The organism is Pantoea sp. GD03673, assembly GCF_029844725.1.
GTDB lineage: Bacteria > Pseudomonadota > Gammaproteobacteria > Enterobacterales > Enterobacteriaceae > Pantoea.
In genome coordinates this window covers 45,074-67,690 of sequence record NZ_JAOCKJ010000012.1, presented here as the reverse complement: position 1 = coordinate 67,690, position 22,617 = coordinate 45,074, and the positions used below count along the sequence as shown (strand labels likewise).

The following is a 22,617-nucleotide window of genomic DNA, read 5'->3' as shown; positions in this document are numbered from 1 at the left end:
GTTGCGCGCGTTTGACGCCTACATAGCTAAATCGAATACCCTAAGCTGATCCCCCCGATACATCCCGTTTTAAATTTATGCTTATCTGATGCCCTGCTGGCTGCAGCTCAAGCCAGCGGGTCTCAGTTTTGTCTATCAAAATGAAGGTTAACATTAAATTTAAATAATCTTTAGAATGTAATAAACTTATGGTTGAAATTAACCACTGGAATATTACACATGACCGGCACTGCTAAACCCCTCAATCTGAGCCAGCCGTTACTCATCAGTGCTTTACTCGCTGAAATAGCAAGACTCCATCCCGGTTCCAGCGTCAATAAGGCGCAGTTTGCTGCCGTTGTTGAGGCTGCAAACCATGTAGTAATTGCCTTTAACCGCGAAAGTGGTGATGCCTGATGACTGACCGCTTTTACATGATCTGTACCAGAGATACGGTAGGCAGTAATGCCTCTTTCTGGTGCCAGGATGGTCACGGCTACAACACCAATATCGAAAAAGCACACATTTATACCCTGGCAGAAGCGCAGAGCCGCTGGAATACAGGCCGAAGTATCGATCAACCTGTTTGCGCTGACAGCGTAGATGCACTGGCCGTCATTCACGTTGACCACCAGCATGTACCAGGTCAGTCGATCATTACCCCTGACTGCAGCCGGTATGTTGCCTTTCAGAAAGGGCGCTGGGACGGCAACGACCTTTACTGGCTGCAAAACAGCGGCCTGCCGACGACCGACTTCACAAAGGCGACCATATTCGAACAGCCAGGCGATACGGATAATCTGGTCTGGCTACCGTTCGCCACGGCTGACGCAGTAAAGCGCCGCACATTCCCTATCGGCATGCTCAATCATCGCCGTATGGTGCAGGGCGCTGGCTTACGCGTACCGGCGCACATCAGCCGCGCCCGTCGCCGCAAACCAGGCACAGGAAAGACGCGCCTCAACTGCCCGGACTGTGGGCGCATTCACTGGCAACTCAATCCGTATGTCTTTGAAGGCTGCGCTGACTGGCAGTGTGCGGGAGCGCGTACGCATGGATAAGGCCGTATTAGACATGTGCTGTGGCCCGCGCATGATGTGGTTCGATAAAGCCGATCCCCGCGTGCTGTATACCGATATCCGGGAAGAGACCCACCAGCTGCCCGACCGGGAGCTTGTCATTAGCCCGGACGTGATTGCCGACTTTCGATCCTTGCCATTCCCGGATAACTCTTTTTACGTGATTGCCTTTGACCCGCCGCACCTGGAGCGGGCAGGCGAAAAGGGGTGGCAACGGCTCAAATATGGAGTGCTCAATCGCGGGACCTGGCGCAATGATCTGCGCGCCGGTTTTACTGAGGCTTTCCGCGTGCTGCGCCCGAACGGCCTGCTGATTTTTAAATGGAATGAAACGCAGATCCGGGCGCGGGACATTCTGGCGCTGACTGACCAGAAACCCCTGTTTGGCCACATCAGCGGGAAGCGTGGTTTAACGCACTGGTTTACCTTCATCAAAGACGGAGAGCAGCAATGAACCTGCGCAAATTATTCCGGCTCAAAGCGCCCTGCGTTAACTGCCCGTTCCTGAAAGCTGGTGGCATCGAGCTGAATCCTGGACGCCTTGAGGGCATCAAATCGCACCTCCTGCGGGACGACTTCTCATCGTTTTACTGCCACAAAACGACGCACCACACTGGCGAGGAAGAGGGCGAAGACGGCGGGGTTTACACCCCGTCCGGGAAAGAGGCGCACTGCGCCGGTGCCGTAGCGTTTTTGCTGTCCCGCGGCCGTCATAACATCGCTATGCGCCTGGCATTCATTGAAGGGCATATAGCGCCTGCCGACTTTGCCCCCGCAATAAACATGATCGCAACGGAAAGCTGAGTAAACCGCAAGAGTGATAGCAAATTGATTTGCTTGTATTGACAAGCAAATCCACGCTCTGTATATTTCACTTCATGGCGCTAAGTTAGCGTCACCGCCCTGGCGGCTCCAGGCACTAAGGAATTATTTCATGCCAATCTCTCCAATGACGGCCACCGCCGCACTTCAGCACATGTCTTACACCCTGACTGGCGTAATTAAGCAGAGTCAGCAGCCTGGTTTTAACGAGGCTGACGCTTACACTGATATCAAAACTAATTACGAGCTGGTGGCCACCAGCTGCACAGACCTGGCGACCGTTGTCTGGCTGCGTAATCACCTCTGCTTTGGCTACATTGGCGATGAACACACATTTGAAGAGATCAACCTGGCCTACCGCGATCACATCGACTTCATTCTCAAATCAGGCTGGCGTCCCGGCGCTGCACCGGCGCACAGGATGACGCTCAGCAATATGTTTGAGCTGGACTGGTGGAACCCTCAGCAGGTCGTGGTAACTGCACACACTAAAGATACCGTTACCGGCACTGCCACCATGACAGACACAGAAGGCGAATATCAGTTCGCGTTTGAGTGGACAATGATCATGGGGGAAGAGGCCGAACGACACGATTTGCCGTTCATGGTAAACATCACGGCAGCACGGTTTACCCTGCCGTATGAGTTCAAACTGTTTGAAGACGACGGAAGTCCGCTCGATGCGCTGACGGCGCTACAGGAACTGGATTGCGGCCTGGGTTTCTGTATTGAGTATTTCCCTGATATTTATGAGCAATATGCTCCGGCAAAAGGAGCAACTAATCGAGGCTAATCATGACCGATAAAGCACGCGACCCACGGGCTTTAAATTCAGTTAAAGGAGCCGCCCCCGCGACGGCTCAGATTCAGATGCGCGTAGATCCCGATGTTAAAAACCGCTATGTCGCGCAGGCACAGCGGGAAGGGATGAAACTGTCAGAATGGATACAGCATCACCTCGACGCTGTTTGCCAGTCGGCAGACAAAGCAAAGCTACAGGATACGAAAACCAGTGATTAAACAGGAAATCAGGGCGCTGTTTCTGGCGCACGGCTTCGAAATGGAGCAACAGCCTGATGGCAGTACCGATTTAAACCCTGCCTGCTACAGCGTCGCTCAGGCGCTTGCAGAGCAGTTTGGCGATATTTACGGACAACCGGCTGGAAATGTGGAGATCGCCGCTGGTGGAGGCACAGAGGCGCACACAATGTCGCTGTTTCACGATAAGGCGGCAAGCGTTGAGTTTCCTACCTACGTCATGCGCAAGCCTTCGAAAAACCCCGCACTGGCCACCAGCAAAAGTCCGGTATGCGGGCGCTGATGGACGACAGATTAAGTAAGTACGGCTGGCTCTCTTTTGAGGGCTGGCCGGATAGTGAAGTTCACGACTATCTCACGACGAAATGCGGCATCATTCACGTCCGCAAATTGCCGGATGGCAGCTGGACTAATGTTCTGCTGCTGATACACACCTTAGCCATTAGTTCTAAATGGACGTCTTTCATATTCTTCAGTATTTTTAACTGATTGGGATGAATGCTTAGGAATGTAAAAAGTGATCGACGATCCGCTACCAGCAAGCTGGCAAGACCTTCAGTTTGGTGTTCAACGTATTTTTCGAAACCTCGGCTTGAATGCAGAGGTAGAAATTGATTTAGAAACCCCACGAGGTTCGGTGAATGTGGATGTTCTTGCGACTGATATTCGTAGCTTAGACAAAATTACATATATCGTGGAGTGCAAAAATTGGGGCAATACCATACCTCAATCGGTGGTTCATTCGTTCACTACAGTAATGCATGAAACCGGCGCTAACATTGGGTTTATTATTTCAAAGCGTGGCCTTCAGCAGGGAGCAAAGCGATACACCAAAAATACCAATATTATCGGGATGACCTATCTGGAGTTTCAGCAGAGATATTTTGAGGCTTGGTGGAGAAGGTACTTTTGTCCGCGTATTGGCGATGCTGCGGATGAGCCTCTTCAATACGTAGAACCGATGAACGGTAAGCGGGACCAAGAATACGCCAAGCTTAGTCCTCAAGCTAAAGAGGAATTTAGTCAACTAGACCGAGAACGAGGCATGTTAGTGATGGTCCTGGCTATGATGGATGCTTCATCATACAGTCCGTCCATGAGAGCTCAGGAAGATATTCCAAATAACTTTGAAGAATTTAAAGCGAAAGTACTCACGCAGATAGCTCCAGGTATTGATTGCCGCTGTAACACCTTTAGGGAATTGCTGGAGATCATTTTGGAATTTCTGGCGGATACGAAAGCCAAGTTTGATGCAATATTTGGAGGGGCAATATTTGAGCCGAGGGAGTCTAGGAATAAGGTTACTGTGCTGGGGCCTCCGTTAGATGGAAATGTTTACCATTATTAATTTATCCGGCTGGTGGCCGGTTATCAATTTTAGCTATTCAGAACGGCAGAAAATGGAAATCAGGATTAAATGCCCGCACTGCGGATCAGGGAGCGTTAAGAGCAGCAGAGCGGTATACGAGCAGGGAACCTCAAAAACGCGCAGCGTGAGCTTCACAGGATGGATATCAAATCGTGGATCGGGTGGCAGCAGGCGGCAGGGCAAATCAACACGTCAGTCAGTTGCTGCTTCGCGTAATGCACCAGCTGGCGGAAAGATGGAGGTGCTTACGTTTGTCGGCTCCTTCCTCCTGTCTGCCTGGCTGATACTTAATATACCGGCAACCACAGTCACAGGTTCGGCAGTAGCTGGCCTAATCATCGCATTGCTGATAACCGCGCTGGTGGCGCACCTCAACCGGCATAACCGCCGCAGGGCGCGTGAGAACTACAATAGGCAGTGGTATTGCAGTAAATGCGGCGACACGTTTATTAAATGATTTCTGCAGCTGAATTAGCGCTTGGCAACTTTAATAGCAGGAAAAAGGAATATTAAATGCTTTATAAATATGTTGGTAGTGCAGATGGAAATGAAACCTTAAAATATTTGTCTTGGTTTGTTGAAGATGCGACATTAAAGGCAACCGCAGCTATTGAGTTCAACGACCCAACTGAGTTTAAAGTAATTTTTTCCTTTGATGCTGCGGAAGATGAGAAAAAAAAGCGATTTTTTGAGTTATGGCCTAAATCAGCCGAGGAGGATTGCGAAAGGTGGTTGAGCTCAAGAGATACAGCTGAATCACATGATGCATGGATGCTTCGCCGTGGCTCGTTACAATCACATGGCGTTCTTTGTCTAACGCATGACCCAACAAATTTTTTAATGTGGTCACATTACGCTCATTCTCACACAGGTTTTTGCATTGGATTTGATGACAAGCTACCCGACGATTTTTTTCCTAAAGATTGCTTACTATATGGAAATGTCATTTACCAAAAAAAGCCGCCATGCGTTAATTTTTATACTTCAAATGGAACTGATATTTCTAAGGCCTTATTCATGCACAAAGGTGAAACATGGCAATATGAGCATGAGTACCGTCTCATATTTTTACATAGTGGAATTAAAAGGTTTGATAAAAAAATAATTAAAGAAATAATACTTGGGTGTAAAGTAGGCAATCAAGTTGAAAGTTATGCCAGAAACCTTATTGGATCTAATATTCGTGTTTTCAAAATGAGAGAATCCTTTTCCTCATATCAACTTGAAAAGGTTGAGTTGACAAATGATCAATATTTTTAGCTGTTACTTCACACTAAGAATAAATTAACTTCTCGTTATTAGATAGGCGCTTAACGCGCCGTTTTAATGGTTGCTCTCTCTGGATCACATCCCTAGAATGCGCGCTTCTTTACGCTATACAGACGATTTTCAAACGGACTTATGACACAACAACTCAAATCTATTCAGGCGCTGCGCGGGCTTGCCTGCCTCGCCGTCGTTACCTTTCATTTCCGCTACCAGATACAGGAGCAGTACCCGGCATTAGCCAATCTGCTTTCAACCGGTGTTGTTGGTGTGGATCTGTTTTTCATCCTCAGTGGCTTTGTTATTACACTCTCTGTATCGCGCATGGGTACTGGATTCGCTGCAGCAAGCGACTTTCTGAAACGCCGTGCGCTGCGCCTGCTGCCCGCCTACTTCATTCTGCTGCTGATCAACTTTTTCTTAAGCGGTGGAATGGCGACGTTTCACTATGCTGAAAAGACGCAGGCGGTGATTAGCGCGGCGACGCTATCCGTTTACCTGCCGCAGCACGCGCCGTTTTACGTGGACGACAACGGGTTTATGGGCGTTCGCTGGACGCTCAATTACGAGTTTCTGTTTTACCTGATGATGGCTGTTTGCTTGCTTGTACGCGCACGCTGGGCGGCGCTGGCCGCAATGCTGGGCGCGGTGCTGGTGGCAGTGCCGATGGCAGCAGGCCACCAGCCGACGCTGCAGGTGAGCGGATATGATATGGGTTACGCCTACCTGAACCTGATGACGAACCCGATTATCTGGCAATTCGCTGCAGGCGTGCTGATTGGTCTGGTTTATCCGCACATGGCGCGCCTGCCGGTTGCCATGCGGGTGCCGTTCCTGCTGGCTGCAATTGCCCTGTTTGTGCAGCACATTATCAGCCACCAGAATATAGGGCATGGCATGATGGCGTCCGGTACCGTACTGGCACTGCTGCTGGCCGCTGTGGCGTTCAACGACAGCTGGTTAGGGCGCATCACGCCGCGCTGGCTGGTATTCCTGGGAGATATTTCTTTCTCTGTGTATCTGATCCATATCGTGACCAAAGCGCGGTTAGCCAAAGCATTCACGGACCAGGGCATGACGTTCTTCGTGTGTAACGTCCTGCTGGCGCTGCTGCTGGGCTGGCTCAGCTACCGCTATATTGAGCCAATCGGACAGAAGATTGCGCGCCGACGCAGAGAGAAAGCGCTCCGTACCGCAGGCAACGACGCATAGCCCGCAATATTAACAGCCCGCATCACGCGGGCTTTTTAATGCCTTACGACCTCTTATCCGGCACACCGCGCTATGCAAAACTTACCAATATCACAAACCGCTTATTCTGGCCGTCACACTGACTCAGAGGCCACCAGCATGACCACACCAACCGACTTAAACAGCACTGCCAACGATGCGGCCGCATTGCCCGACACATTCAACGCCGGCGAATTAACGTTAATCGCCGGCGCAGCATTTTCTCTGCCGATCGCCCCGGCGCCGCTGGTGGTAACTTTCTGCGCAACAGACGGCACGCGGGCGCAGCTTACAGTGAATAAGGGCAGGGTGACGTTTGAAGGCGATCCCGACGCTGCAGCGGAAATGTTTATAGAGGCGGTGACGCGAAAGCACGCGCAGCAGTGGAGCGCGCAGCAGGCGCAGCTGGAGGAAGCAGAAGCCCAGCTAGCGGCGTACTCACACCACAATGGTCTGATGATGCTCTCACAGCGGCTGGTGGACGCGGAGAAGGAGCGCGACGCGCTGCGTGAAAAGTTAAGCAGAATCGGGCATAAGTTAAGCGCGTCAGGGCAATGAGTGCTGTTCACTATAGTTGGAAGGAGTGTAACTGTTACGTTAAAAATAGTAACTATGAGGTATTGATTGCTGGCTAATCACATCCATACTTTCATAGATGCTTAGCCTAAGCAGTCAAAACCTTTAGAACTAGTGACAGGTGATTTTATGTGCCAGTTTCTATTTGTTGCTCTCATGCCTCTAATCAATAAAGTTGACCCAATAGTATCGGATGTACCAGATGGTGATGATGATCGGCCTGATCATCCAGATATATATGTTTCTGCAGGTGATACTGGAAGAGTTGAAGCACCAGGGGATGATCAACCTGTTGACACTTATCAGGACGATGATGGCGTTCATTTAGATTATAAAGATGGCGACTACGATAATTCAGATATAACGGTAGTGCCAGATCCTGATGATGATGGAATGGCTGAAATTAAAGATGATGATCCCCCGACTGACTACGGCGATAGGGATGACAAAGTGGATTATGATGAACCTGATGATAGGGGCGGAGACTAATGCCAACCGGTGCCATATTTGCTTTATTGGTGCTCATGCCTAGCCTGGCTTTTTCTGAGCCGGGTATCTGGGTTAAAGGTGACAAGTTTTCTCAAATCCATACCCGGTGCCTTGCTAAATGGGAATGTAGGCCTAGAGAACATATCTTACACGGTTCAGATAAGGTTATTGTTGCTACTACATCTAAATACGTGATGGGTATTTGTAACGCGGGAGATGGACCAACCGATAGCTGTAATATTTGCGCTTCTTCACCGCCTAAAATCCCATGTGAATGGAATCTTGCACCTAAATGATTTTACTTATTATCTCTTGTCAGGCTTGGAATCATTCAGGCCTGACTTTATGTATTGAAACCTTTTTAGCTAAATAGCGTGCTGAAACAAGTTCATAGTCAACCGAATGATTGTGATTTTGGAGATGTAAAGCCTCTGCGATGAATTGATTAGCGTTAAAGAAAACGGATTTAACATTACTTTATTTTGGGAATGTCTTTTAAACGTGTTGTGTAACGAGGCGAAAGCATTTCCCTCTTCATCTGCCACGCGCTGTCTTGCTCCCCCTGTCCCGCGAAGAATACCTTCCCCCTTCCAGAGCGATTGATAGCGTCCAGCGCGGCCATCAGAGCATCTGCATTTGCACGCGGCTGCTGCTCACTGAACATGTCAAACTGCGTCACGCCAGACTGATAAAAATCCCCCAGCATGACGCCTGCTTTTGCATACCGGTAGCCGTTGCGCCAGATAGTGCTCAGCCCGCGTAGCGCAGACTCAATAATGTCTCGCGTGTCGCTGGTGGGGTAGTCGCAGACGCATGAGGCGGTATTCGAATACTGAGGCTCGTTTGCGTGCCTGGCGGTAGCGATCGACACGCTGATATGCCTGCAACGCGAGTTCTGTTCTCGCAGCTTTTCTCCGGCACGGGTGGCGTAAAGTGTGACGGCCTGCTTCATGTCCTCCAGCTCCGTGATCTTCTCACCGAATGAGCGTGAGTTAAGGATGTTCTGCTTCGGCGGCGGCGCGTCTTCCAGTGCGATGCAGGACTCGCCATTGAGCTCGCGGGTGGTACGCTCAACGATGACGTCAAAGTTTTTCCGGATCATGCTGATATTGCTGTCCGCCAGCTGCAGAGCCGTGGTGATCCCCAGCTGGTGCATGCGCTTGGTAATGCGCGGGCCGATACCCCAGATATCGCCGACGTCGGTCAGGTGAAGCAGCTTTCGCTGCCGGGTCCGGCTGGATAAATCGACCACGCCCTTTGTCTGCGTCCATTTTTTCGCAGCATGGTTAGCCAGCTTGGCCAGCGTCTTCGTTGGACCAAACCCTACGCCAATTATCAGCCCTGTTTCCTTCCGGATACGCTCACGCATCTGGTGTCCGAACGTCTCAAGCGGGATCACATTGCTGATGCCGGTGACGTCCAGAAATGACTCGTCGATAGAGTAAACCTCCTGTCCGGCAGCCATCTCGCCCAGTATGGCCATCATCCGGGCCGACATATCGCCGTACAGCTCATAATTGGAACTAAACACATGCACTCCGTTCTGCCTGAAAAAACGCTCATTCAGAAACAGCGGCGCCGCCATTTTGATTCCCAGGCGCTTTGCCTCCGCCGAACGGGCGATCACGCAGCCGTCATTGTTCGAAACGACGACAATCGGTTTACCGCGCAGATCGGGCCTGAATACGGTTTCACAGGAGGCATAGAAGTTATTGGCATCGGCCAGCGCAAACATGCTTAATCTCCTGCAGGCCCATTAAAGCCGATCCCGGCCACATCGGTTAAGGCATAAGCCACCACACCCCACACAGGAAGCTCCTGGCTCACATCGAGCCGCATTACTGTCTCGTCCGCGTCCAGCGCCTGGAGGGCGGGAACCGGATTGAGCAACAGTCGCCTCAGTGTCAGCTCGCCGTCGAACTCCGCCACGATAAGCTGGCCGTGCGCCGGCGTAAGGGCGCGATCGATGGCCAGCACGGACCCTTTGACAATCCCGGCACCGGGGCAGTCGGATTCGCTGCGCATAAGATAGGTTGAGAAGGGGGAAAGGGATACCAGATCGCCCAGGTTCAGGCGCGTTTCAGTGTAGTTCTGGGCGGGGCTCTGAAAGGCCATTGCGATGCTCCATTCTGATCAGCGTTATACGGCTCCTGTGATGAGTATAAGACGCAGCAGGCATAATGCCTGGCTCAGAGTAAAGCAGTGCTACTAAGACAGGCAATGTAATGACGTCAAATGACAGCTAATCATCACGGCGATTACGTTCAAACCCGCGACGTGCTCTGGCCGCATGTTCGTAGTTAAGCCCAATATACTGCTCAAACCTTTGACGTAGCTGCGCAAGTTTAATCGGCAACTCTTTTTCAACAAATGCTGGTGGTATTTCAAAGTCATCCAAATGTTCGGTTAGATACTGATGCACCTTTTCCAGCACTTCCAACAAGGTAATATTGTTGCTTTGCTGGAACTTCATTAATGGCCCTTGCCAGCAATGCCAGAATGCTTGATGTCGAAGACAATTTTCATCGCCAGCCAGCTTCCAGAGCTCCATATACATTTCACGAGCAATTTTATAAGGCTGCTCGTCAAATGCTTCTAAAAGGAAGTAGAAACAGGGGATTTTAAGTGCATTAATTCGGGCGTTTTCAACAGTTGAATCCCGACGTAAATCTATAAGGTTGCTAAAACGTGAGCGCATACATGCAACAGGATTCAGTACCCTGACTTTTTCATGCATTTCCGGAACATCAGGACCGGTGGCGGCTACATAAAATGGAGTGGTGTATAGGTAAAGTTTCTCCCCAAGAAAATCTACTCGTTCAAAGCCACCCGGTTTGTCAATGACATCTACCGTATTTGCTACTTCCGGTGCATCTGGCATGGCAAACAAACGATCGTCAGCCTGCTTGATGTCATCTGTATCTTGATCAATAAGCATGAATTGAGCAAGGGATGGAGGATTGCCATCTTTGTTCGTCCAAGCCTTTACATTGAGTGTCTTGGCTATAGCTGCAATATCGTCCTTCCGGGCACTGTAATCGCAGTCAACAGAAGTAGTAAGACGCTCGTCGGGCAGTCGATCGGGATACAAAGCATAGTAATACGAAATCCAGTACTGCACGGCCTGACCGCCAACAGTGACCACCGCACATTTGAGCTGGTCAGCATTACAGATCAGCTGCTGGTTAAGCAGATACATCTGCTCATAAGGAGGGATAACTTTTTGAATAGACATAAAAAAACCATCAGCGAATGATGGTTTATTTTGCCTCAAAGACACCAATCAGGCAAAAGAGATGTTATGAGCGAATTTATTGCTAGCGGACTTACTAAAACGACTTTTTACGGCAGGCTTGTATCCAGCGCGGCCAAGTGATACTTGCTCCGCTACTGCGTTGTAACGTTCATGCTGCATTCGTTTAGCTTGTACGGGGGACATGGTTAGTATCCGATAGAAGTTATAACAATATGCAGTAACTATACGACACGAATCTACGTCAGACAATAGGATACTAATAATACAATAAGAGAACACTTCTTAAGTTCTGAGTAACTTGTTAATTTTTTTATCAAAGTACCAATACCATCATGTGCAAGATACCTGCAGTACGATCAATACTCAAAGACCTTTCATCATCTTTCAGATACTGAAAATTTCATAAAAGACAAAAGACCTTCCATCTACTTCTGATTAGGCGGCATAAAAAAAGCCCCGGTTAAGGGGCTTTGGAGAGTAAAAGCTAATTGCACATCAGGCAAAAACATCCGATATACAAATTACAAAATCCTTAGATTTAATCAATGTATTTTGGCGCCATCATGAAGCATTTTATCCGGCTGTTTTCAGCAGGCCTTAACGCCTTTTATTCCGCTTTTTGCGGTTCAGCCGCTGCCGCTGCGGCCACCAGCTCCGGCTGAGGCTGTGGGGCGTCGGTTTTCGCCTTTGCCAGCAGGATAGTGCGCTGCAGCTGCGCCTTTTCGATGGCCTCTTTAACCATATCAGCATCCAGTCCGACAACCGCAAACTTGTCCAGGCCTTCCATGCGGAAAAGGCTCGTTTCAGGTGCCATTTCCTTCAGGGATTTCTCGTTCTGAACTGTGATGTAGATCAGCTGTGGCTCGGCCTCTGCGCCATCCGGGATATACACGTAAGCATGCTGGCCAACGCCTAACGCCTGGAGGAACAGGACGCAGACAGCCAGTGGCAGAGAGGTATGCACTACGCTGACATGCTGCAGCCTGCCAGTGAGGACGCCGTGCAGCTGCGCATTATGAGGCATGTATGGACTGACCGTCTCAACGCGCCACGCGCCGGTAAGCGAACCGTCCACAAACGCCTCGCCAGTGACGTTCATCGACATCTGACGCATGAGCAGCTGCGCAAAGCTCTTGTCCATCGTCGGAGCCAGGGGCAGCGCGCCGGTCTTCTCATTGATAGCGTCTACCGCTTCTTGACGTTTGGCGGCATCTTCCGGCAATTCCTGGCTGTGGAGCAGCCAGTAGCGCTCATCTTTGTTAACCCACACAGTGACGCCATCAACTTCCTGCGGCTCAAAGCCCAGTGCGGCCACAAGCGCAATCTCAAGATTTGCCGGGACGATCTCGTTCTTCTCATTGACCTCAATGGCCGTGGTCTTGCTGATAATGTACTGAGTCATGATCGCGCCTTATTTGCTGGTGGTCTTAGTGCTGGTGCTGGTGCTGGTTTCGTTCACCGCTGATTCTTCAGCCTGAGCGGGTTCCTGCGAGTCGGCAGCGGTCGTGCTGGTATTGTCTTCGACAGGCGTCGGGTTGGTCTGTACCGGCGTAGTAGACCCAAAGCCGCCATCGCCACGGGCAGTTTCTGACAGCTGATCGACTTCTTTCCAGGTGACTGACTCAACTTTCTCGATCGTTGCCTGCGCGATGACCATGCCAGCCTTCGGCTCAATGAACTGACCGCCTTCATCGGCAATCATGCGCAGTTTGATCTCGCCACGATAATCGCTGTCGATGATGGCCACGTTGTTCGCCAGGCGCAGGAAGTTGTTCACAGCCAGCCCGGAACGAGGATAAATCTTCATGCAGTAGCCAGATGGGATCTCCACGGCCAGTCCGGTCGTGACCCACCACGCACGCGGCTGACGGGTTGCGCCTTGAGTCAGTACGACGTTATTTTTCACGTCCAGCGCGGTGATATCCCACGCTGCAGCGCCGTCCGAACCACGGAACGGCAGTTTGGCGTCTGGTGTGAGACGTTTGATCTTAATTTGAGGCATGGCTTAACTCCGGTGATTTAAAGGTGTAATGGCGGCGCTTGCGGACAGAGTTCTCATAGAGAGGGACGTCTGTGTACTCCACCAGCCCGCGTGCAATCAGTTTCTTCACGGACTGCAGGAAGAGGGAATGGCTTACGTCAAACTCCTGGCGCACCTGTCTGGCGGTGATGTACCGGTTCTGATCGAGCAGCATCAGAATGTACTCTTCGGTCTTCCCCATTTTCAGGGGCGTCAATCTGGCGGCATAAGCGGGCGTCACTGCCAGGCTGTACTCGTTATCAATGGATCGCGTGATCAGTCCGTTTTTCAGGAGGTCCAGCAGCGTTCCCCGGATGACGTGCGTTGACGTGTCCGGCAGGGCGCGGGTAAAGCGGCGGCGCGTGGCGATACGCTCATCCTTCAGCAGCATCAGCACAGCTGAGGCCGTTTCCGGATATCGGGCGCGAAAAACTTTAAGTTTTGGTAAAAGGCGCTTCAATGTTCTGTTATCCTTGCCATTGGTTTATTTCGGATACCTACATCCAGTGGTTAACGTTTGAACCAGAACGAACGGGATAAGGGAGCCAGCAATGGCTCCCTTTTTCTTTAGTCCTGCGTCCACTTCTCGCCCGTATCAACGCACACCACGCCGTGACACACGCGCCCCTGATCCAGCCTGAAGGCCATGCCGCCCAGCTTATTGCGCCTGCGGCAGAACTGCGCGCCTGATAGGTAGGCATGCGGCACGACAGACTCGATCGCGCCTTCCTCGGTACACTGGCCGTCCTCTGCGTCGGCGTAGCCACGCGCAAACTCGCTGAGCACTTCGCGCCGGTCTTCAAAGCGAATGACTTCGCCCTGGTCCGGGTCGCGGGCGTACTCAATCGCGCCGTATTTAGCGAGGGATGCGACGGTTTTGGGGTGCCTGAATATTTCCTCGCCCCAGTACTGCCCGGTGCAGGAATCAACGTAGGAACCGCTGGTATAGGAGCCGATAGGGTTAGAGACGTCGTGTGCCATTGCCACAGCCACGAAGAAGTTAACGACGTTGCCGGTAACAGACATTATTTCCCCGTAAAGAGCCGTTCCCGGCTGCTTAAGGTGTTGGTTTCCTGCTGGGTGAAAGCGCGGTCCACCAGCCCGACAACTGCGGCAAATTCACTTCTGAAATACTCCAGTAGCTTATTTGCGGCGCGGTCGGTGATGTTTTCCACGTAGTAGCAGGCGCTGTATTGGTCGATCCTGGGTTTTTCGAGGGTCAGCAGTGGTGCGGCTTCTGACAGCGTAGACACGCCATATTCCACCAGCGCCACTCCGCCGCGCTCGATGGCGGTAAAGGTCAGCTGGTGGCCGTCAATGGAGAACGTGCGCGTAAGTAAGATTTGTTGTCTGGCCATCGGTATTCGCAGGATGCGGGATGGCCCGAATTGTGGGGGATAAATGGTAACGTTACAATTATTATTTCTTTAGATTTCAATAAATCTAAATCTCTATTCTCCGTCCAGTATTCCCGACATTTTTCCTTTCTGACTTTCAGAGCGGCGGAGGTAGCGCATAACGGTTTTCGGATCCTGCCAGGTGCCTTCCTGCATGATCTGAGTAATCGTCGCGTCACGTTCGGCCATATCCATAGCGGCACCCACGCGGGCGCTGTGGCCGGACCATTTGGCGTAGCGGCCTTTGTTGTCCTGCACCGGCTCTTTCCCCAGCAGATCCCATGCGTCTTTGAAAATCTTCTCGGTCGCCGGTGCAGACATTGGCTTTTCCGACACGCCAGCCGTGTTGTTGTGGCGGACCGGGCCGAAAACCATCGCGTCCGGATGATGAATCAGCCCGGACAGCTCCAGCCAGTGCATCAGATGACCGGCAGCGGCGCGGCTGAGGTGCTTGACCACGCCCGCGGCCGTCACCATCGTTTTAGTGTGTGACAGGTTGATCACCACATGGCCACTGTCGCTGATATCCAGGTCGCGCACCCGGATGCGGCTGAGTTCGGACATACGGCACAGGGTGTTGTAGGCCACAAACAGAAATGCCAGGTTGCGCTGATCGGTCAGCCGGTCGGAGCGGCCCATGAGGTGCGACAGCAGCTGCAGGTCCGGCAGGCGGAACGGCACAGCCTGGCCGGTGCGTTCACCCTGCAGCACGGCCTCGCGGCGGATGCGTTTCATTGAGCGTTTCAGGTCCACGCTTCCCCGGAGATCCGGCAGGCCGCTTTCCCGGCACAGCATGTTCATCATGGCATAGTGTTTGTCGATCGTGCTCGATGCCAGGCCGCTTTCTGCCATCTGCAGAAAGTACTCCCGCGCCAGCTCGGGGTCGATCGGCAGGTAGCCCACATCGCGCTCGTTACACCAGAAGGCCCAGCGCCGGATAACGGATAACAGGTCGCGGAAAGTATTCTCGGAATAAGCGGCCTTATCTGCGATGAATCTGCGCAGGTTATTTGCAATGTCTTCCGGCGTTAATTGCGTTAATTCTGCCGGGAGTGCGCCGGTCTTTATTTGAGCCAGATGTTTCATTTATATATTTCATCCAAAATCAGAGAGACAACGCTACGCGAAATCTACGAAAACAGCAGGGGTGTGATACGTCAGATTTCACGTAGCGACGCCTGATGCAAAACCGCTCAGAAAGCATACATTTTGCCAGCGGCTTCGTTTACCTGATCATTTGATCATCAACCACTGATCAAGCATACATGAATCAGCGGAAACTTTATATAAGACTTATTATTTAAAGTTTCATATTTCGACACTTTTTGTACAGCGACTACCTGCAAGAGTAGCCAAATCGAAAAATTTGCAAATTCGTTACGTTATTGTTCGTGATCGGCACCATGCCTTCATATATGATCATTTGGCATGCAAATTGATTGCTAAAGGTAACTATTATCAGTCGGGACCATTGGCCCAGGCGCTTTGCACCTGATACCTGTTACACAACCCTGAACACACAGTTTCATTAATAAGCGTGTACAGCAGAAATATCTGACAGATGCACAATGCAGACTATTCTTATTATTGCAATTCTAAGGAGAGTTAATTTTACATGTCTACTGATTCTGTCTATATTCGCCACCATTAAGTCCAGAGAGACTTGCACCGCTCATTAATTTTTTGGAATACAATTATGCCTAACTTCAGCGATGTAGAATTTGAGAAGCGCTATAAACATTTTCTACAGGTACAAAAAGAGTGGCTGACTCTCATCACGGACAACCAGATTTTCATTGATAAAAACGCTATGGGCGAAGAATGCCGCCCGATTGGCTTTATTACTGACAAGAAGACCTTTCAGCGTGCAGAGCACCTGCTGGCCGACTGGCAGAGCTTTGCCGACCTGGCAGAAGAGAAACGTCAGGCGCGCTCTATCGCTATTACGACTAACCTTTACCTGCCGGTGCCGACCCTGATCGTTGAGCCGAAGCACGTCACTATCAACCGCTTCCGCGCTACGGCGACCGCGAACCACACCCGCGAAGATATCCTGAAGCGTTATGAGAAGCAGATCGGCAAGCTGCGCAAGGTTCCGTTCGCTGCCGGTGCCATCATGTCACTGGAAGACGAAATGAAGGCGTTTGAAGCCGCAGCGCCTGGCGCAATGTACCGCGCCCGCACCAGCAACTACTCTGACATTCAGGTGACTGCGCGCTACACCGACGACAAAAAAGACGAGGGCGAATCGTTTCGTTATGGCGCGCACGGCATGCTTATCTACGGTGAAAAGCTGAACAAAGAGCGTGATATCAGGCTGAACGTTAACAGCAACGGCGGTTACACGTCCTCTTACGACGCGATTTCCCCTGTGGCATGCTCAGTACTGCCGAATGCCAAGCTGTACACGATGGAAGACGTGGATTACAGCAAGCAGCTGGCCGCTCAGCGTTCTTCTGTGGCCTATACGGTGAACACGCGCCGCACTCAGTTTGAGACCAGGGCAAAGGCGAAGATTGCGAAGGCAAAGGACGCGCAAGAAGCACGTCTGTTCAAGGCTGAAATCGACGAAAACCGTGACCTGCTGGAAAAGCTGGAAGCATACGACTGGGCGCTGCTAGAGAAGAAGGTTGCTGCAGGCGATACCGAACAGCTGACCATGCCGGAGATCCGCAAGCGCTACGGTGGCGAAGAGCCACGCGCCGGAAAGAATATGCGCAACATGTACAGCCTCCTGCGCGAGCTGGAAAGTAACCTGAAAAATCAGGAAAAATAATAACGAATATTTTGCCACCAGCAGGGAAAACAGAAGGGCGCATAAGCGCCCTTTTTTGTGGCCGTAAATCAGTCGGCCTGACCAAATTTCAGTCGATTGCTGACTATAGTGGTTGCCTGCTGGTGGTCAGCCAAGCAGCGCGTCCAGCTCTGACAGTTCATCCAGTTTACTCTGAGTAAAGTCAGCCATATCTTCGCTCAGTTCGGCCTCTGCCGGACGGTAGCCAATCAGGAAGATGAAGCAGTAAGTATCCCAGCGGTCAGGCGATTTGATGTTTAGTTTCTGACGCATCTGAGGCTTCGGCACCATCATGATCCGCCCCATTTCATCCATGAAGTAAGGAATCTTTGAGGCCTGCTCTGCCGTGTGCTGTGACATATCAATGCGCATCCGGCCCGACCGGATCGCGTCAGCGGCCATGATGTTCGACCAGGCGCGTTGATTCTTGAATCGCTCTCTCACCTTCTTACTGAAAGGCGGCTGGCCCCAGCGGATACTGATTGCATTAACGCCCCGGCGCTCCAGCTGCTTGAGCGTACCCGAACCCACGCCGTCGCCATCTACTGCAATGGTAATGCCCGGATAGCGCTCCTGGGTGCATTCGTTGGCGATGTAGTCACCGAACGAGATCGGGTCCATTGTGCCGGGCATTTCCAGTAGCTTAAACGACACGACGCGGCGCGCATCGCCGTACCCGGATACCTTGCAGATGTTGAGGATCGACTTATCGCGCCCGTTACCGACGTCGGCGGTGGCCACCCATCCCCAGCCCTTCTCCAGATACACTTTCCGGCGCGCTGCGCGATCGCACTCGTCACGCCCCAACAGATAGCCGCTGACGTTGCGCGGGAAGCGGCCCAGCACCTTCACCATGTATTCCAGTGAATCGCGGCCCCCGTACTCCACCAGCTTTTCACGGATGAATTTCAGGGTAACGTGCGGCGCTTCCTCGGAATTGAGGACAATGGCATTCCAGAAGCCGTTAGGGTTATCCGGGTGTCTGGCTAACGAATGGTGCGAGTCATAGAAGTAACCACTGGGGCGAGTAGGCTGCGACATCATCAGCATGCGGTTATCTTCTTCTATCAGCGCCCCACGCATGATTGCGATTGCTTTGTCAGAGATACCCGACGCCTCATCGAGGATCAGCAGAATGTGTGCGGCGTGCTCACCGGCAAGTGCTTCTTCGTTTCCCAAGCGATAGCCCTTACAGAGCACCTCCCAGATGCCCTTACGCGACTTCTCGTAAAACATAGTGTCGGTCAGGGTAAAGTAGTTTTGAAGCCACGGGTGACGTCTGGCGGCGTTCGCCCAGTAGGTTTTGACGTACTTGAAAACGCCGGTCTTAACCTGCCCGATTTTGTTGGCCACGATGATTACGCGGGCATCCGGGTACATGATCATGTAGATCAGCAGCATCATGGCCGTCAGGGATGATTTACCCGTACCGTGTCCGGACGTCACGGTAGTCTGGCTCCCCGTCTCCTGTACGGAGTTCATGATCTCTTCCTGCTGCCAGGTGGGGATCATGCCAAACAGCTCAACGACGGCCAGCGCCCAGTTATAGCGGTAGCGGATAACCATGTCGCGCCAGCGCGGGTCTGTTGTGACGCTCTTTATGCGCTTCTTACCGCTCATCAGGCGTCGTCCTCACCCTGTATGACGTCTATATCAGGCGGGATATCGTCATCGTCTCCGTACAGCTCCGCAGTGGCCATATAGTCAAAGTTGCCACTGAGATTACCCTCACCCGCTGTTTCGCCGGCGCGGTTCTCTCCGTCCGCCTGGACGTCACCGAATCCGCTGCCATCAACCAGCGCTGCCACTTCCGCACGGCGCGACTCAACAAAAGCCGCGCTGGTGGCCTGTTGTTCCCGGAACTTACGCGCATCCCGGTCCAGTTCGTCCTCAGTGACCGCACCGGTCTCATCAACTGGCGGCTCAGCGTTCTTGAGCTCGTTTTCAAGGCGTTTGGATAGTGACTCAGGCAGTTTGATACCGTGCCGCTCGATGTACTCAGCCGTCTGCAGTAAATCCCAGTCCTTTTCCTCGCGCAGTTCGTAGGCACGGCTGATCACCTCACCGGCGTTATGCGTCAGCGCGTGCTTCTCATTGTCTCGCCGGTTCTTGTCGGTACCGCTGGCGATCGCCGCTACCCGTGTGGCATGGTCATTGACGAGATAGCCGACCTCGATCATCAGCTTTGTCATTTTCAGGATGGGATGCGGTCCGCCGCCGCCTTCATCATCATCCTTTTTGCCGCCCTTCTTCAGGTTTTCGGCTTCCAGCTCAAACAGTTCGACCGCCCGCGCCGTGGTGCGCTTAAGCAAGTCCATGTGGGCCAGTGAGTCAAACAGCACCGTCATGGCGCTGGCTTCCACACCCTCGCCCAGCACCTCTAAAGCCGATTCATAATCTTCCGGCCGCGGGTAGCCGCGCCGGTTGGCCACCAGCTTAGTCTCATGTCCTTCCTCAAACGGTTTGCCCTCCCCGCGGGGCTTCGGAGTGTGCTTTGGGCGCCCGGAATCCTGATCACTGGCATTTATGATCTTTTTGGCATGTGAAGCATTGGCCTTTTTCTTCCCGCCAGGCTGGACTGCTGCGTCAGCGCGTGGTTCCAGCACCCCCTCTAAAGCCGCGCTGTGTCTGACTTTGCGCCCGTTACGACGGATGATCAGGTCTTCTTGCCTGGCGTGATCATTTTGATGATCAGAAGCGTGATCACTCGAATGATCATGATTGTGATCACCAGCCTGATCACGCATTGCGGCCAGCGCTTTGCCGTTCAGCTCCCGGCGTGCGGTGTTAAACGGCAGACCGTAGTGCTCACAGTACTCTTTGACGGTTATCCCGTTCTGCGCCTTCTGCTCGATGAAGGCTTTTCTGTGGTCATCCCAGTTAACTTTGGACATGGTTTATCGTTCAAAAGAGGCCAATAAACCGGGATGGTATGGAGTCTGTAATTTGCAGTGATCACATTAATGATCACTATCGCAGCTAACGCGCCGTTTTGGTCCCTTACTAATGGACAAAACCGGAATATGTGGTACTTTGATTGCTCGTTCGCAGTATGAAATTAACCACTGGATAAAATTAAATGACTAAGAATAAAGCTGTTTTAGTGGCAGTAGACGCAGGCTCTGGCAACGTAGCACTGACTTATGCTGAGGAAGGCACAGGGCGCTGGATCACCTCTGTTACCCCTTCACTGATACTGGAGGGCCACCAGCAGTCTTTCGCGGCTGAATCACAGTCAACGTGGCTGACAACAGATGCCAGCGGCAAAGAGCGCGCCTACACCGTCATGAAGAAAGGCTATGACCTGTATGACACCTGCGACCCTAACTATCAGGTCTCACCCGCTCACCGCGTCCTGATTGCCGATGCACTGCACCGTGCTGGCCTCGGCGGGCGTGATGTGATCATTGGTGAAACGTTGCCGGTGAATCAGTTCTACAGCGCTATGGGTGTGATTAACGAAGCCCGTATCCGTGAGAAGGTTGCCAGCCTGAAGACGCTTGTCACCAATTACCGCGACGGCAGCGAACCGGCTAACATCATTCACGTCGAAGTATTCCCTGAAGCCGTTCCTGCCATCGTTTCGGCACAGGCTGATAATCCGGAGCTGGCTGACGCTGAGCAGACGCTGGTAGTGGACCTGGGACGCTTTACCTGTGATATCGCCTTGGTTGATAAAGACCTGATGCCTGTGAAAAAGGCCAGCTATGAGCACGGCGTTCAGAAGATGATCGAGCGTGTCCATGCGCTGCTGCCTGAGTTTGAAGAAAAGCTGGGTAAATCGTTCGGTGCATCCGATCTCAGCGTTGATAGCGTTGATGCCATCATTCGTCAGGGCTATATCGGCTCCCGTCTGGAAAGCGCTAAATCGAAGCGTATTGATATCAGTGAAGTCATCAATCAGGCCGCATCTGAACTGGCAGAGAAAATCTGGCAGGACGTGCGTGCGCTGCACCGTAATACCCGCGATGTTGACGTTGTTCTGGTTGTTGGCGGCGGTGCTAACTACATCGCTGGCAAGCTGTCAGGACTGACCGATCACACCGCTGGCTGGCATGATGTTGTGGTTGTGCCGAATAACCCTGAAATGGCTATTGCGCGTGGCGTCTATCTGGCGCTGCAGGCCTCTGAGGCCGATATTCTGGCTGATATCAGCAGTGCGGCGTCTGTAAGCGATATCCGTAGCCGGACCAACGAGAAGGGCTAACTATGGCACAGGTGATTAAATTTACCGGGCTGGAGGAAGGCGGGCTGTTCAGCCGCTCTATGCTCGAAGACTACAACAAGCTGAAGACGAATCCCGCAAAGCGTGCCTTTGTGATTAACGTCATTCGATCGGGATATGCAGTCGAAATGATGGGCCTTGCGCCAATCCTCGCGCTGATGGAAGAGACGTATGCTGATACGTTCATGACCATGACCAAGCGCGAACGGCTGCAGCGCCTGCTTTCGCTAATCAGCGTCACGCTGGGTGAAACCACTCCACCGACGCCGGGTATGCAGCCGGTACAGGCACCAGTGGCAGAACCAGCAGCCGCTGTCGTTGCAGCGCCACCAGCTGAAAAGGCTCAACAGGTACAGGCCGAGAAGCCTTCCAGCGAAGCCGCTCAACCAGCACAGGCCGAGAGTCAGCCGGAGGCGGTTAGCGTTACTCATAATCCGGATGACAATTCATCCAAGCGCGTAGAAGAAGCACCCAAAGGTGTCACATCAAGTGCCTTAAAGCTGCAACGCCACAGAGTTTCAGGCTAAGCCGCTCTGCCCCGTTCACATGAGCGGGGCATTTTCCATCCTTCCCCGTCTGCACATATCCATCAGTTGCCGCGCCAGCGCGCATACCGACAGCTGTTCCATTTCCTTTTTCTGCAGCACACGCTTTGTGGCGCTTTCCACACACAGCGAGTCGTAATTCAGATCCTTTCTTCCCCGCACCTTGAAGATGTAGCCGTTCATGGCCTCCAGGCGATACTGCCGGGGATAGGCATCGGGATGTACCCGGCATTGTGCGAACGGCGAACGGACAAAGGAGCGCAGGATATTCGAGATAATGCCGGTGTTAACCAACAGGTGCGGGTATTCTGTTTCCACCAGCTTAGTGACTTCGGCCACTGTCATGTAGTCCTTCCTGCGAATCAACAGATCGGCCACCTCTATACTGCTTACCTTTTGCTCCATATACTGCTCCGCTTGTATTAACTACAAGCAATTCTAAGGATTGTATAATTCGCACAAGTGTTAATGGTTTAAATATCGCCATTATTAGCAGGTATAAGCGCGTTTTAGAGACGATTCCGGGGGTGAA

28 protein-coding genes are annotated in these 22,617 nt (G+C 52.1%); 16 read left to right on the top strand and 12 right to left on the bottom strand.

The window, feature by feature from the left end:
* Window positions 1–219 precede the first annotated feature (219 nt).
* The 13 genes from N5J69_RS19790 to N5J69_RS19730 all read left to right on the top strand — a co-directional run bounded on the left by N5J69_RS19790 (window position 220) and on the right by N5J69_RS19730 (window position 7,848).
* Window positions 220–396, top strand: coding sequence for a hypothetical protein (locus N5J69_RS19790; protein WP_279772333.1), 177 nt, complete (start codon window positions 220–222; stop codon window positions 394–396).
* Window positions 396–1,040 (top strand): hypothetical protein, encoded by a 645-nt coding sequence (locus tag N5J69_RS19785; RefSeq protein ID WP_279772332.1) that lies wholly within the window; start codon window positions 396–398, stop codon window positions 1,038–1,040. Before N5J69_RS19790 ends, N5J69_RS19785 begins: the two co-directional genes overlap by 1 nt.
* Window positions 1,033–1,512: a class I SAM-dependent methyltransferase gene (locus tag N5J69_RS19780; protein WP_279772331.1), complete on the top strand. Its 480-nt coding sequence runs from the start codon at window positions 1,033–1,035 to the stop codon at window positions 1,510–1,512. Before N5J69_RS19785 ends, N5J69_RS19780 begins: the two co-directional genes overlap by 8 nt.
* Window positions 1,509–1,862 (top strand): hypothetical protein, encoded by a 354-nt coding sequence (locus N5J69_RS19775; RefSeq protein ID WP_279772330.1) that lies wholly within the window; start codon window positions 1,509–1,511, stop codon window positions 1,860–1,862. The genes N5J69_RS19780 and N5J69_RS19775 overlap by 4 nt, the downstream gene beginning before the upstream one ends.
* A gap of 130 nt (window positions 1,863–1,992) precedes the next feature.
* Window positions 1,993–2,673, top strand: a complete 681-nt coding sequence (locus N5J69_RS19770; RefSeq protein WP_279772329.1) for a hypothetical protein — start codon at window positions 1,993–1,995, stop codon at window positions 2,671–2,673.
* A 2-nt stretch (window positions 2,674–2,675) separates the two neighbouring features.
* Entirely contained in the window at window positions 2,676–2,900 is a 225-nt protein-coding gene (locus tag N5J69_RS19765; protein WP_279772327.1) for a hypothetical protein, read from the top strand.
* Complete coding sequence (locus N5J69_RS19760) at window positions 2,893–3,201, top strand: hypothetical protein (RefSeq protein ID WP_279772326.1); 309 nt, start codon at window positions 2,893–2,895, stop codon at window positions 3,199–3,201. Before N5J69_RS19765 ends, N5J69_RS19760 begins: the two co-directional genes overlap by 8 nt.
* 234 nt (window positions 3,202–3,435) lie before the next feature.
* Entirely contained in the window at window positions 3,436–4,266 is an 831-nt protein-coding gene (locus N5J69_RS19755) for a restriction endonuclease (protein ID WP_279772324.1), read from the top strand.
* Complete coding sequence (locus N5J69_RS19750; RefSeq protein ID WP_279772322.1) at window positions 4,244–4,744, top strand: hypothetical protein; 501 nt, start codon at window positions 4,244–4,246, stop codon at window positions 4,742–4,744. The genes N5J69_RS19755 and N5J69_RS19750 overlap by 23 nt, the downstream gene beginning before the upstream one ends.
* 56 nt (window positions 4,745–4,800) lie before the next feature.
* Window positions 4,801–5,547 (top strand): DUF2971 domain-containing protein, encoded by a 747-nt coding sequence (locus N5J69_RS19745; RefSeq protein WP_279772321.1) that lies wholly within the window; start codon window positions 4,801–4,803, stop codon window positions 5,545–5,547.
* A gap of 141 nt (window positions 5,548–5,688) precedes the next feature.
* Window positions 5,689–6,765 carry an acyltransferase gene (locus tag N5J69_RS19740; RefSeq protein WP_279772320.1) on the top strand — a complete coding sequence of 359 codons (1,077 nt, stop codon included), beginning with the start codon at window positions 5,689–5,691 and terminating at the stop codon, window positions 6,763–6,765.
* 138 nt (window positions 6,766–6,903) lie between these two features.
* Window positions 6,904–7,341, top strand: a complete 438-nt coding sequence (locus N5J69_RS19735) for a hypothetical protein (protein WP_279772318.1) — start codon at window positions 6,904–6,906, stop codon at window positions 7,339–7,341.
* Between the two features lie 147 nt (window positions 7,342–7,488).
* Window positions 7,489–7,848, top strand: a complete 360-nt coding sequence (locus tag N5J69_RS19730) for a hypothetical protein (protein ID WP_279772317.1) — start codon at window positions 7,489–7,491, stop codon at window positions 7,846–7,848.
* A gap of 472 nt (window positions 7,849–8,320) precedes the next feature.
* Here the strand turns inward: N5J69_RS19730 and umuC are convergent, their stop codons facing one another.
* From umuC to N5J69_RS19685, 9 genes are all read right to left on the bottom strand, one after another.
* Window positions 8,321–9,583 carry a translesion error-prone DNA polymerase V subunit UmuC gene (gene umuC / locus N5J69_RS19725; RefSeq protein WP_279772316.1) on the bottom strand — a complete coding sequence of 421 codons (1,263 nt, stop codon included), beginning with the start codon at window positions 9,581–9,583 and terminating at the stop codon, window positions 8,321–8,323.
* A gap of 2 nt (window positions 9,584–9,585) precedes the next feature.
* Entirely contained in the window at window positions 9,586–9,963 is a 378-nt protein-coding gene (locus N5J69_RS19720) for a S24 family peptidase (protein WP_279772315.1), read from the bottom strand.
* A gap of 127 nt (window positions 9,964–10,090) precedes the next feature.
* The gene (locus N5J69_RS19715; RefSeq protein ID WP_279772314.1) at window positions 10,091–11,083 is read right to left on the bottom strand and encodes a hypothetical protein; all 993 of its coding nucleotides are present in this window, start codon (window positions 11,081–11,083) and stop codon (window positions 10,091–10,093) included.
* A gap of 628 nt (window positions 11,084–11,711) precedes the next feature.
* Window positions 11,712–12,506, bottom strand: coding sequence for a hypothetical protein (locus N5J69_RS19710; protein ID WP_279772313.1), 795 nt, complete (start codon window positions 12,504–12,506; stop codon window positions 11,712–11,714).
* A gap of 9 nt (window positions 12,507–12,515) precedes the next feature.
* The gene (gene dut, locus N5J69_RS19705) at window positions 12,516–13,106 is read right to left on the bottom strand and encodes a dUTP diphosphatase (RefSeq protein WP_279772311.1); all 591 of its coding nucleotides are present in this window, start codon (window positions 13,104–13,106) and stop codon (window positions 12,516–12,518) included.
* Window positions 13,093–13,515, bottom strand: a complete 423-nt coding sequence (locus N5J69_RS19700) for a helix-turn-helix domain-containing protein (RefSeq protein WP_279772308.1) — start codon at window positions 13,513–13,515, stop codon at window positions 13,093–13,095. Before N5J69_RS19700 ends, dut begins: the two co-directional genes overlap by 14 nt.
* A gap of 176 nt (window positions 13,516–13,691) precedes the next feature.
* Window positions 13,692–14,150 carry a hypothetical protein gene (locus tag N5J69_RS19695; RefSeq protein WP_279772307.1) on the bottom strand — a complete coding sequence of 153 codons (459 nt, stop codon included), beginning with the start codon at window positions 14,148–14,150 and terminating at the stop codon, window positions 13,692–13,694.
* Window positions 14,150–14,482 (bottom strand): hypothetical protein, encoded by a 333-nt coding sequence (locus N5J69_RS19690; protein ID WP_279772305.1) that lies wholly within the window; start codon window positions 14,480–14,482, stop codon window positions 14,150–14,152. Before N5J69_RS19690 ends, N5J69_RS19695 begins: the two co-directional genes overlap by 1 nt.
* Before the next feature lie 93 nt (window positions 14,483–14,575).
* Complete coding sequence (locus N5J69_RS19685; protein ID WP_279772303.1) at window positions 14,576–15,607, bottom strand: tyrosine-type recombinase/integrase; 1,032 nt, start codon at window positions 15,605–15,607, stop codon at window positions 14,576–14,578.
* A 610-nt stretch (window positions 15,608–16,217) separates the two neighbouring features.
* On the opposite strand from N5J69_RS19685, the gene N5J69_RS19680 reads away from it, so the two are divergent.
* On the top strand, window positions 16,218–17,297 hold the full coding sequence (locus tag N5J69_RS19680; protein ID WP_279772302.1) for a hypothetical protein: 1,080 nt from the start codon (window positions 16,218–16,220) through the stop codon (window positions 17,295–17,297).
* Window positions 17,298–17,423: 126 nt separating this feature from the next.
* Here the strand turns inward: N5J69_RS19680 and N5J69_RS19675 are convergent, their stop codons facing one another.
* Complete coding sequence (locus N5J69_RS19675; RefSeq protein ID WP_279772301.1) at window positions 17,424–18,935, bottom strand: terminase; 1,512 nt, start codon at window positions 18,933–18,935, stop codon at window positions 17,424–17,426.
* The gene (locus N5J69_RS19670; RefSeq protein ID WP_279772300.1) at window positions 18,935–20,209 is read right to left on the bottom strand and encodes a hypothetical protein; all 1,275 of its coding nucleotides are present in this window, start codon (window positions 20,207–20,209) and stop codon (window positions 18,935–18,937) included. Before N5J69_RS19670 ends, N5J69_RS19675 begins: the two co-directional genes overlap by 1 nt.
* 185 nt (window positions 20,210–20,394) lie before the next feature.
* Between N5J69_RS19670 and N5J69_RS19665 the strand changes: the two genes are divergently transcribed.
* Together N5J69_RS19665 and N5J69_RS19660 are read left to right on the top strand one after the other, a co-directional pair.
* Window positions 20,395–21,522, top strand: a complete 1,128-nt coding sequence (locus N5J69_RS19665; protein ID WP_279772299.1) for a ParM/StbA family protein — start codon at window positions 20,395–20,397, stop codon at window positions 21,520–21,522.
* 2 nt (window positions 21,523–21,524) lie between these two features.
* Window positions 21,525–22,067, top strand: a complete 543-nt coding sequence (locus N5J69_RS19660) for a hypothetical protein (protein ID WP_279772298.1) — start codon at window positions 21,525–21,527, stop codon at window positions 22,065–22,067.
* Window positions 22,068–22,082: 15 nt separating this feature from the next.
* Here N5J69_RS19660 and N5J69_RS19655 read toward each other — a convergent pair whose 3' ends face one another.
* Window positions 22,083–22,490 carry a hypothetical protein gene (locus N5J69_RS19655; RefSeq protein ID WP_008927013.1) on the bottom strand — a complete coding sequence of 136 codons (408 nt, stop codon included), beginning with the start codon at window positions 22,488–22,490 and terminating at the stop codon, window positions 22,083–22,085.
* Window positions 22,491–22,617 lie beyond the last annotated feature (127 nt).